The organism is Mycobacterium sp. 1423905.2 (genome assembly GCF_001673155.1).
Taxonomy (GTDB): domain Bacteria; phylum Actinomycetota; class Actinomycetes; order Mycobacteriales; family Mycobacteriaceae; genus Mycobacterium.
Window position 1 is genome coordinate 22,524 of sequence record NZ_LZLE01000232.1, and the last position, 9,640, is coordinate 32,163.

Consider the following 9,640-nt stretch of genomic DNA (forward strand, 5'->3'; position numbering starts at 1 on the left):
GGGTCTCGTGAACCACCTGAAGAGGTTGCTGCACATACTGATTCACGGTCGCAGCGACAAGCCGCCCAACACCCGGTCCCGGATCGCGTTGCGTTGGGCCCGTGTCACGGTGCTCATCGTGACCGGCTTGGTCACGCTGCAGTCGATCCTGCTGGTGGCCGGCGCCTGGCGCGATGACCTTGCGATTGAACACAACATGGGGGTGGCGCAGGCCGAGGTGCTCAGCGCCGGGCCGCGCCGCTCCACCATCGAATTCGTCACACCCGAGCGGGTCACGTACCGCCCGGAGCTAGGCGTGCTATATCCGTCCCATCTGGCCACGGGCATGCGGATTTACGTCGAGTACAACAAGAACGATCCGAATCTGGTTCGGGTGCAGCACCGCAATGCCGGGCTGGCCATCATCCCGGCCGGCTCCATCGCGGTGGTGTGCTGGCTGGCCGCGACGGCCCTGCTGATCGGGCTAGCGGTGCTGGACAAGTTGCTCGATCGCCGCGACGAGGCCGCGGCCACACCGGCCTAGCCGGGGTTGGAAGCGTCCGACCAGCAGATTTCGCGCGACGTATGCTCGCAGGCAACCTTCGCGACAGCCGGCGCTGACACCGTAGTGGTGTGCGCGTTGCCATCGTCGCCGAATCGTTCCTGCCGGAAGTCAATGGTGTCAGCAACTCGGTGCTGCGGGTACTCGAGCATTTGCGCCGGACCGGTCACGAAGCCCTCGTCATCGCCCCGGACACCCCTCCCGGCGTGACCCCCGCGGATCGCGTCCACGACGGAATCCGCGTGCATCGTGTTCCCTCGCGGATGTTTCCGAAGGTCACCACGTTGCCGCTCGGCGTGCCGACGCCCCGGTTGGTGAGCGTGCTGCGCGGATTCGACCCGCACGTGGTGCATTTGGCCTCGCCGGCGTTATTGGGTTACGGCGGCGTCAAGGCGGCTCGCTGGTTGGGGGTGCCGACCGTAGCCGTGTACCAAACGGACGTACCGGGTTTCGCGGCGAGCTATGGCATCCCGATGACGTCGCGGGCCGCGTGGGCCTGGTTCCGGCATCTGCACAGCCTCGCCGACCGCACCCTGGCGCCGTCTACCGTGACGATGGAATCGCTTGTGCAGCACCGCTTCCCACGGGTGCACCACTGGGCGCGCGGTGTGGACGTACTGCGGTTCGCCCCGTCGGGGCGGGACCAGGCACTCCGGCGTCGATGGTCACCGCGGGGCAAGCCGATCGTCGGATTCGTGGGCCGGTTGGCTCCGGAGAAGCACGTGGAGCGGCTGATCCCGCTGGCGGCGCGCGGCGACGTCCAACTGGTCATCGTCGGCGACGGTGTCGACCGCGCCAAGCTGCAAAAGTCAATGCCGACAGCGGTTTTCACTGGGGCCTTGTACGGTGACGAACTCGCCGTGGCGTACGCCAGCATGGATGTCTTCGTGCATCCCGGTGAGCATGAGACGTTTTGCCAAGTCGTGCAGGAAGCGCTGGCGTCGGGGTTGCCGGTGATCGCCCCCGACGCCGGCGGCCCACGCGACCTCGTCACGCCGTGGCGCACCGGTCTGTTACTGGGCGTCGACGAGTTCGAGGCGAGGTTGCCGGCCGCCGTCACCCATCTGATCGACGAACGCCACCGCTACGCATTGGCGGCGCGGCGCAGCGTGCTCGGCCGCAGTTGGCCGGTCATCTGTGACGAGCTGCTCGGCCATTATGAGGCGGTGCTGTCGCCGTTCTCGCGCAGGCGGATGTTCGCCAAGCGGTACGCGCAGGGAGAGTAATCCAGGGCCGGGCCCGCAGGACACACCATCTCGACGCGCGTGCTCGGCTGCTCGAGCGCGCGATTTTCGGCTCAGCGGGCTGTTCTCCGGTCATTTTCTGAGCCGCGGGGTCAGAATGGGCCTGATAGGAGGGTCCATATGTCGTCCCATTTGGAAGTGTGGAAGCCGTCGGGGCGGGAGCTCATCGCGCTCAGCGGCGAACGGGTGACCCTCGGCAAGTCTTTGACCAACGCGGTCTCGTTCGAGCACGACCCGACCGTGTCCCGCGTACACGCCGTCCTGGAGAACTTCGGGCAAGCCTGGTCGGTGCGGGATTTGGGTAGCCGCAACGGCACCTTCATCAATGGGGAGAAAATCGCCGCGGAACGGATTCTGCGGTCCGGCGACGAATTGCGTTTGGGTAGTTCACGGCTGGTCTTCTGGATGACACAAGGGGCTGGCGAAGCGCCGGGTGATCAAGAGACGGAAACCGGCAGGTCCATCCTGCGGCCGCCCCGCATCACCGCGCGCGAACTCGACGTCCTGAAGGTTCTGTGTCGCCCTTTCGTGTCCGACGACCCGTTTCCCGAGCCCGCATCGGTTCGTCGGATGGCCCAGGAGCTGTTCGTCACGGAAGCGGCCGTCAAGCAACATTTGCAGCACCTGTACGACAAGTTCGGCATCGACACCGATGGAGACCGCCGGGTCCGGCTGGCCAATGCGGCCATCCGGCTCGGCGCCGTCAATCGTTCAATGCTGCGTGATCGTCCTACGCAACAAAGGTGAACGTGACTTGGACACCTCGTCGAGTAGCCCGCCGCCGAGCACGGCCACGGCGTTGAGGGCGCTGCGGCGGTATTGGTCGCATGTGGGGCACGAATCGATATGGCGCGCAATGCGTTTCCGCATCAGGACGGTGAACCGGTTGTCCCAGCCGGACAGGTCCGCGGCAAGCTGCGGGCACCCGTGCCGGGATGCGTGGCGGGCCACCAACAGCGCACCCAGTGAGCGTTCGATGGTGTCGCGCAGCCGCTGCAGCACCTTCTTGGTGGAGTCGTAGCTGATGCCCAGCGCTTGTGCGAGCTCGGTTCCGGTCGCGCCGTGGCGGTAGGCAAGCTCCAGCACCCGCCGGTCGCGCTCGCACAATCCGTCGGCGGCCTGGGTGATCAGGCGACGGAGTTCGTTCTGGGCCGTCAGCGTAAACGGACCCGGGCCGGTCGCCGCATCGTCGGGCAGCTCGTCGCAGGCCGCCTCGCGGCGACGTTCCGACAGTGCCCGCAGCGCGCTGCGGCGGGCGATGGCGTAGAGCCACGGCCTGAGCTTGTCCGCGTCTCGCAACTTCGGCAGCTGCGTGGTGGCGGTGCAGAAGACATCTTGCACGCAGTCGGAGGCGGCGTGGCGATCACGCAGCATGCCGACGCAGTAGGCGTGCAGTGGGGCGGCGTAGCGGTGGTAGATATCGGCCAGCGCCGCGCGATCACCGGCCGCCGCGGCCCGGGCGAGCTGCGCGTCGCTGACGATGCGGCTGTTCGGCAGTGTCATGCAGGTCATGACTGAAATGCTCGCGGATTGTGGGTGATCTGGTAATTACCGTGGGAGCCAGTTCCTCCTCCCGGAAGGGAAGGGTTTCCTGCCCATTTGGCAAGGGTCCGGCAGCAAAGCGAGTATGGCCGTACTCAAGACAGCCGGTGGGCGCGGCGGGATCGACCTTCGTCGCCGCCGAGGACGGTCATCCGGTGGGCGAGGTCTTCGTGGACGAATCTGGTCGATTACGACGAGGACATCGACGCCTTCGTCATCCGCACCGCGCAATAGTCGCGGTGCTGTCGATCTGTGGCGTGAATTCGACTGGCAGCGTGGCAGGTCCGCTGAGCCCGGTGAGCGGCTTCCATGGCGCGGGCCCGGTGCGGTGTGCGTGGGGCATGCGCCGCGCCATGGCAGCCAGCGCTTCGGCGAGCTCGAGTCGGGCCAGGTTGGCGCCCAGGCAGTAATGCATGCCGGCGCCGAACGTCTGCATCGGCGGGGCACCCACTCGGGTGATGTCGAGCCGGTCGGGGTCGTCGTAGACGGCGGGGTCGCGGTTGGCGGCGGCGGTGTTTGCGATGACCACCGTGCCGGTGGGGATCATCACCCCGGCGATTTCGACGTCCTCGAGCGCGATGCGCAAGGTGGCGGCCGCGATGGGTGAATGCCGCATCGTCTCTTCGACCGCACTGCTCGCGAGTTCTGGGTGCTCGCCCAGCAACTGCCACTGCTCGGGACGGTCGCACAGCACGTGCACGGAAGCGGCCAGCTGGTTGCGGGTGGTGTCGGTGCCGGCCATCAGCAGGCCCGCCGCCAGCATGCGTAGCTCGTCGGCGTCGAGGTGATCCCCGTCGTCCTCGGCGCGAATCAGGTCGGAGATGAGGTCGTCGGTCAGCCGATGGCGTCGCTGCGCGACCATGTCGTCGATGTAGGCGTCGAGCTCGTCCCACGCGGCCAAGATGGTGTGCTGATGGGCGGCGACCTCCCAGCTGAAGGCCTTGAAGATGTCGTCGGTCCACTCCGAGAACAGCTTCCAATCCTGCGCCGGGGCGCCCAACAGCGCACAGATGATCGGGATCGGGTATTGCCGGGCGATGTCGGCGACCACGTCGCAGCGCCCGATTGCGGTGTGGTGGTCCAACAGTCCGTTGATCACCTCGGTGATCGTCGCGCCCAGCCGGGCGGTGGCGCGCGGTGTGAACGCCTTGGACACCAGCCGGCGCAGCCGGTGGTGCTCGGCCCCGTCGAGACTGATCAGGTTGGTGGCGACGCGCTCCCACAATGGGCCGGTGGTGATGCCTTGGGAGGCAAGGAACATGCCCTGGGGTAGGCGAAATCGCGGGTCGCGCAGCACAGTTCGGACCAGTTCGTAGGTCAGCACTTCCGGCCCGTGCGGGCCGATCGCAATCGGTGCCAGGCGGCGCGCTTCGTGGAGAATCAGGTGAGCCTCCTCGGGGCTCTGGCAATGCTCGTAATCAATCGTCGGCAGGCCGGCATCGAAGACGCTCGGGCAGGTCGACGCGTCAACCGTGAGTGTCATGGTGGTGCTCCCGAAGGGCGTCGGTGGAGTACTTCCGTCACCAAGTCTTCTGGGCGCCAGACCGCCCCACACGCGTAGTCGACTACCTGTCTTGGGGCATCGGTACTTTGGCGGAGCGGTTGGGCTGACCGGGCCGGAGGGTGGAAGACGATAGTGCCCGGGACGACGAGAAATTAGCGTATTGAGTCGGACGTTTGAACGTAGGTGCCGGGAGTGGCGGAGCTTCTGGGTATGTCCGCTACGCGCTGAGCGGGCCACAACGGATGTCGAAACGCTCCCGCACGGTGTCCAGAACACGGCGTTGGCGCTCGCACTCCCGGCGGTGGGTGAGCATGAACCGTGCCATGCCCGGTAGCCGCCGTGGAAGCGGGTACCACTTATCGAAATCGAGGGCGTTGTCGGTGAATACGCGCCTGGGAACGGTGTCGTAGATCAGGCTGAGGTTGTGCTGGACGAGGGCGAAGAGCGCGTATGGAAATGCCAGCGGCGCCTTCTGCCGCAGGCTCATCCAGTCTATTTCGTAGAGCGGGATTTCCCTGAGCTGGCCCAGGAACATCAGGTGGCCCAGAAAATACCCCATGAAGGCCGGCAAGTGCAGCATGGCCGACCTCACATTGATGGAAACGACTGCGCCACTGGGCGAAACGTACGGCTCGTACGGGTATTCGTCGGGGAATTTGACGTATCCCGTGCAGTTGACGAGCCAGCTGGCCGGTTCGATCGTCTTCGTCGATCCGCTCCGGAATATCAATTCTGTTGTCCCGTTTCGGTCCACCGCATCCTCGAAGTAGTCCATCACGAGGTCGTTCAGCCCTGCGGAGATCGTGCGGTTCTCGGCCTCGGATAACACGCCCAACACGAAGTTGTCCGCCTGGCGGGTCAGGAATGTGCCATGCGTGGCGCGATACCAATCCTGCACCTCTGATTCGTTCGTGCCGTCATACCGGTGACTCACCTGTGTGGCGACTGCGCTCGGCGGTGTTCCCGCCCACCAGCGGCGGGCGCCGCTCGGCAACAGGTCGTCGCGGCAGGAGAAGAACGTGCCACGGCCGGCGACCAGGTTGACCTCGCGGCCGGGGTATGTCGTGATCAATGCGTGCGCGGTGTCCATCGCGGTTTTTCCGCCGCCGATGATCCACACGGGCGCATCGCTTTCGCTGATGTCGCCCACGCGCACGTCGCAGTAATCGGGCGACACCGAATGGACGCGCTTGCTCGAGATGTCGAGCGGTTCGTTCGGCGTGATGCCAAGGCCGTAGGCCTTGATCAAGCGCTCGGTGTCGACGACGAGGGCCCGACCGTCGGCGGCCCTGCAGGTGACCCGCACCATCCCGTTCGTCTCTTCTGCGGACTCGAAGTCCCAGCCGAGATACTCCTCGACTCCGACCCGCTCCCTGATCACGTCGACGCAGTGCTCGAAGTGGGCGAGCACCTCGCCCTTGGTCGCCAGATAACTGCGATCCTTGCCGAGCGTCCACTCGATGTTGCCCGCAGTGAACATGGGGTGCGGCTGGTGCAGGCGAACATAGGGGTAGACGTCGACCCACATGCCGCCCACGCGTGTCCGGCGGTCGATCAAGATCACCTTCTGCTCCCGCGACAGATATCGGCTGGCGGCGAACAACGCATTCAGCCCGGCGATGCCGGCTCCGACGATGCAAACGTCGCTAATCTCCACCGGCGCGGATTGGGGTGCGGACATCGGACCGCCTTTCCTGGCAGATGCCCACAATTATGGGTCCGCACCGCGCGGTCTAGATGCGTAATCGACTACCTGATTTGTGGGTGCCGGCGTTCGCGGCTACCCCTGGGCCAGCTCGGCGACGGGCTGCCATTCCTCCCAGGTGCGCAGGCGGCTCTCGTAGTCGGCCTTAGCCGTCGCCAGCGGCGACGCGCCGAAAAAGACTCGCAGCGGCGGCTTTTCGGCGTCGACCACCTTCAGCAACGCGGCGGCCGATGCCTCCGGATTGCCGGGGCTGGCCCAGCGCTTGCTGCGCTCGCCCTGCACGGCGGCGCGGACCTCGTCGTACGCCGGTAGCGGATCGGCATGCCTGGCCGAGTCGCCGGCCCAGTCGGTGTCGAAGCCACCCGGCTCGATCAGCGTGACGTGCACGCCGAACGGGGCGACCTCTTGGGCCAGCGCCTGCGAAAAGCCTTCCAGCGCCCACTTGGACGCGTGGTAGATGCCGACCAACGGGAACGCGGTGATGCCCCCGATCGAGGAGACCTGGATGATGTGGCCGCTGCCCTGGTCGCGCAGGTAGGGCAGCGCGGCCTGGGTGACCCACAGCGCCCCGAAGACGTTGGTCTCGATCTGATCCCGGGCGTCTTGCTCGGACAGCTCCTCGACGAACCCGAACTGCCCGTAGCCGGCGTTGTTGACCACGATGTCCAGGCGGCCGAAGTGGTCGTGCGCCTGCTTGACGGCGGCGAAGTCGGCGTTCCGATCGGTGACGTCCAACCGGATGGGCAACAGCGCGTCGCCGTACTTCTGCGCCAAGTCGTCGAGCGATGCCGTGTTGCGGGCGGTGGCGGCGACCTTGTCGCCGCGCTCCAGCGCCGCGGTCGCCCACGCGCGTCCGAATCCTCGCGATGTACCGGTGATAAACCAAACTTTTTCAGTCACGCAGTGTTGCAACGCTCGCCGTCCTGTCTCATTCCCTGGTAGCGGTCAGTGAAGTGAACTTCTCGGGCTTCAACAGCAGCCCGGGCGCAAACCAGGTGGAAGTGCGGGTCGGGGACAGCCCCACGGAGATCTTCAGCGGCAGCACGCCTACCGTGGTCGCGCATAATGATCCCGGAAACGCGCCGACTTCGCTGCTACAGCCTTACGGCGGATACATTCTGCCCGGATCAACCCTCAACGACCTGAACCTGTTCGTGAGCCAATGGAACACAACGCTCAACGTGCCGTACGACGTACAGCAGGTGCACGTCAATCCGGGGCAATGATCGTCGGCTGCGAGGTAATACCTGTGCAGCTCCTCCCGATAGGACACACATGATTCCCAAAGCCTCCGCAGCAGCCGCAGCAGCGGTAGTCGCCGCCGTCGCCAGCGCATGCAATGCTCACGCTGACCCTCCGCCGTTTCCCGACCTCGGGGGGTATACACCAGTCAATGTCGCGGACTACCAAGTCGATGCGTCCACCCCCGGGATACCGGCCACCCAGGTATTTTTCCTCACCCCTGATGGCATCAACTGCGACTTCCAGTCGGGACAAGCTCAGTGCACGGGCAACAACCTTCCAGGAGTGCCGCCCGCCTCACCGACGTCGAAGGGGGTACCGCGCGTGAACTGGATTGGGACCAAGACCGGGTTGCAACAGATCGCAACGTCTGGGATCGCGCCGAGTGGCGTCAAAACCCTTCCACCATCGCACTCCATTACGGCCGACGGTGCAATCTGCGGAGTCGACGGCTCGGGTACCACGGCGTGCAAAGGACCGGAAGGAAGCGGATTCGTGCTGTCCCCGCGCGGCTCGCGGTGGCTACCTCACGTGTGATCAGCCAACTCAGCCGCGGGCATCGTCGAACTCGGGGTCGCCAACGATCCAACGCCGCTTTCCGCCATGTCACGGCGCGCCGCATAGCAGCGTCGTCGGGGTGGTGAGCCTGATGCTCGTGGGCTGCCGAGGCTCATCCCCGGCTGGTCCGCCGTCTTTTCCGGACATCGGCCGCTACACCCCCGTCGCTGTCGCCGACGACACCATCACGCTGCCTAATCCCGGACGCGCTTCGGCGCTGGACGAGGTGTATTTCCTTACACCGGACGGCATCACCTGCACGTTCACTAATCCGGCCGCGGCCGGGTGCACCGGCAACAACATTTTTGGAATAGAACCGCAGGACACGGATCCCTACACGTTCGTCGGCACGGATTCCGGGATACAACCGGCCACTACGACGCCGTACGTCGATGGAACCATCCAAGGGCATCGGATCAAAGCCCTTCCCCCATTCCATTCGATCACCGTCGACGGCGTGGTTTGTGGGGTCGACGGCTCCGGCACCACGGCATGCAAAGACCCGCAAAGCGGTGGCTTTGTCCTGTCGTCCCGGGGATCCGCCTGGCTACCGCACGTGTAATCCCTTGCCGTCGCGAGGGGCGACTATCGGACACCCGGTAGCGTTTCCCTCGTGAGTCGCGCGGCGTTGGACAAGGACCCCCGGGATGTCGCGTCGATGTTCGACGGCGTCGCCCGCCGCTACGACCTGACCAACACCGTGCTGTCGCTGGGGCAGGACCGGTACTGGCGGACCGCCACCCGCTCGGCGCTGGCGATCGGGCCCGGTCAGCAGGTGCTGGATTTGGCGGCCGGAACCGCGGTATCCACCGTCGAGCTGAGGAAATCGGGGGCGTGGTGCGTGGCTGCCGACTTCTCGGTCGGGATGCTCGCCGCGGGCGCCGCGCGCAACGTCCCGAAGGTCGCCGCCGACGCCACCCAACTGCCGTTCGGTGACGACGTATTCGACGCCGTCACAATCAGTTTCGGGTTGCGCAACGTCGTCGACCCGCAGGCGGCGCTGCGTGAGATGGCCCGCGTCACCCGGCCGGGCGGCCGATTGGTGGTGTGCGAATTCTCCACGCCGACCAATGGACTGTTCGCCACCGCCTACAAGGAGTACCTGATGCGGGCGCTGCCGCGGGTGGCCCGCGCGGTGTCCAGTAATCCGGACGCCTACGTGTACCTCGCGGAGTCGATCAGGGCATGGCCGGACCAGTCGCACCTGGCGCATGACATTTCCCGGGCCGGGTGAGCGGCGTGCGCGGCGGGCGGGGGTGTCCTGGTTTGGGATCAGTGGGACTAATGCGCATGTGATTATCGAC

General features: G+C 65.8%; 9 protein-coding genes and 2 pseudogenes. 7 read left to right on the forward strand and 4 right to left on the reverse strand.

The genetic code is table 11. The annotated features are described in order from the left end of the window. Window positions 1–7 precede the first annotated feature (7 nt). From A9W95_RS14835 to A9W95_RS14845, 3 genes are all read left to right on the forward strand, one after another. A complete protein-coding gene (locus A9W95_RS14835) occupies window positions 8–523 on the forward strand; it encodes a DUF3592 domain-containing protein (protein WP_156746213.1) in 516 nt (171 codons plus the stop codon). 89 nt (window positions 524–612) lie between these two features. Continuing rightward, window positions 613–1,767 carry a glycosyltransferase family 1 protein gene (locus tag A9W95_RS14840; protein WP_067413998.1) on the forward strand — a complete coding sequence of 385 codons (1,155 nt, stop codon included), beginning with the start codon at window positions 613–615 and terminating at the stop codon, window positions 1,765–1,767. A gap of 138 nt (window positions 1,768–1,905) precedes the next feature. Then, window positions 1,906–2,532: an FHA domain-containing protein gene (locus A9W95_RS14845; protein ID WP_067414001.1), complete on the forward strand. Its 627-nt coding sequence runs from the start codon at window positions 1,906–1,908 to the stop codon at window positions 2,530–2,532. Here the strand turns inward: A9W95_RS14845 and A9W95_RS14850 are convergent. The 4 genes from A9W95_RS14850 to A9W95_RS14865 form a co-directional block, all read right to left on the reverse strand. Further along, window positions 2,497–3,297 carry an RNA polymerase sigma factor gene (locus A9W95_RS14850; protein ID WP_067414004.1) on the reverse strand — a complete coding sequence of 267 codons (801 nt, stop codon included), beginning with the start codon at window positions 3,295–3,297 and terminating at the stop codon, window positions 2,497–2,499. The genes A9W95_RS14845 and A9W95_RS14850 overlap by 36 nt on opposite strands. Before the next feature lie 244 nt (window positions 3,298–3,541). Continuing rightward, a complete protein-coding gene (locus A9W95_RS14855) occupies window positions 3,542–4,810 on the reverse strand; it encodes a cytochrome P450 (RefSeq protein WP_067414007.1) in 1,269 nt (422 codons plus the stop codon). Window positions 4,811–5,048: 238 nt separating this feature from the next. Then, a complete protein-coding gene (locus A9W95_RS14860) occupies window positions 5,049–6,512 on the reverse strand; it encodes an FAD-dependent oxidoreductase (protein ID WP_067414010.1) in 1,464 nt (487 codons plus the stop codon). A gap of 99 nt (window positions 6,513–6,611) precedes the next feature. After that, the gene (locus tag A9W95_RS14865; RefSeq protein WP_067414012.1) at window positions 6,612–7,436 is read right to left on the reverse strand and encodes an SDR family oxidoreductase; all 825 of its coding nucleotides are present in this window, start codon (window positions 7,434–7,436) and stop codon (window positions 6,612–6,614) included. Window positions 7,437–7,489: 53 nt separating this feature from the next. On the opposite strand from A9W95_RS14865, the gene A9W95_RS28005 reads away from it, so the two are divergent. The 4 genes and pseudogenes from A9W95_RS28005 to A9W95_RS28415 all read left to right on the forward strand — a co-directional run. After that, window positions 7,490–7,762: a DUF4185 domain-containing protein gene (locus A9W95_RS28005; RefSeq protein WP_067414014.1), complete on the forward strand. Its 273-nt coding sequence runs from the start codon at window positions 7,490–7,492 to the stop codon at window positions 7,760–7,762. 665 nt (window positions 7,763–8,427) lie between these two features. Then, window positions 8,428–8,898: a hypothetical protein gene (locus A9W95_RS14875; protein ID WP_253851663.1), complete on the forward strand. Its 471-nt coding sequence runs from the start codon at window positions 8,428–8,430 to the stop codon at window positions 8,896–8,898. A 51-nt stretch (window positions 8,899–8,949) separates the two neighbouring features. Further along, window positions 8,950–9,567, forward strand: a pseudogene (locus A9W95_RS14880) (demethylmenaquinone methyltransferase); the annotation flags it as partial. Beyond that, window positions 9,563–9,640 (forward strand): annotated as a pseudogene (locus tag A9W95_RS28415) (hypothetical protein); the annotation flags it as partial. The pseudogenes A9W95_RS14880 and A9W95_RS28415, both read left to right, overlap by 5 nt.

Coding starts and splice junctions, on each gene's coding strand:
- A9W95_RS14845 (WP_067414001.1), top strand. CDS start 1,906: ATGTCGTCCCATTTGGAAGTGTGGAAGCCGTCGGGGCGGGAGCTCATC.
- A9W95_RS14875 (WP_253851663.1), top strand. CDS start 8,428: ATGCTCGTGGGCTGCCGAGGCTCATCCCCGGCTGGTCCGCCGTCTTTT.
- A9W95_RS14850 (WP_067414004.1), bottom strand. CDS start 3,297: ATGACCTGCATGACACTGCCGAACAGCCGCATCGTCAGCGACGCGCAG.
- A9W95_RS14855 (WP_067414007.1), bottom strand. CDS start 4,810: ATGACACTCACGGTTGACGCGTCGACCTGCCCGAGCGTCTTCGATGCC.
- A9W95_RS14860 (WP_067414010.1), bottom strand. CDS start 6,512: ATGTCCGCACCCCAATCCGCGCCGGTGGAGATTAGCGACGTTTGCATC.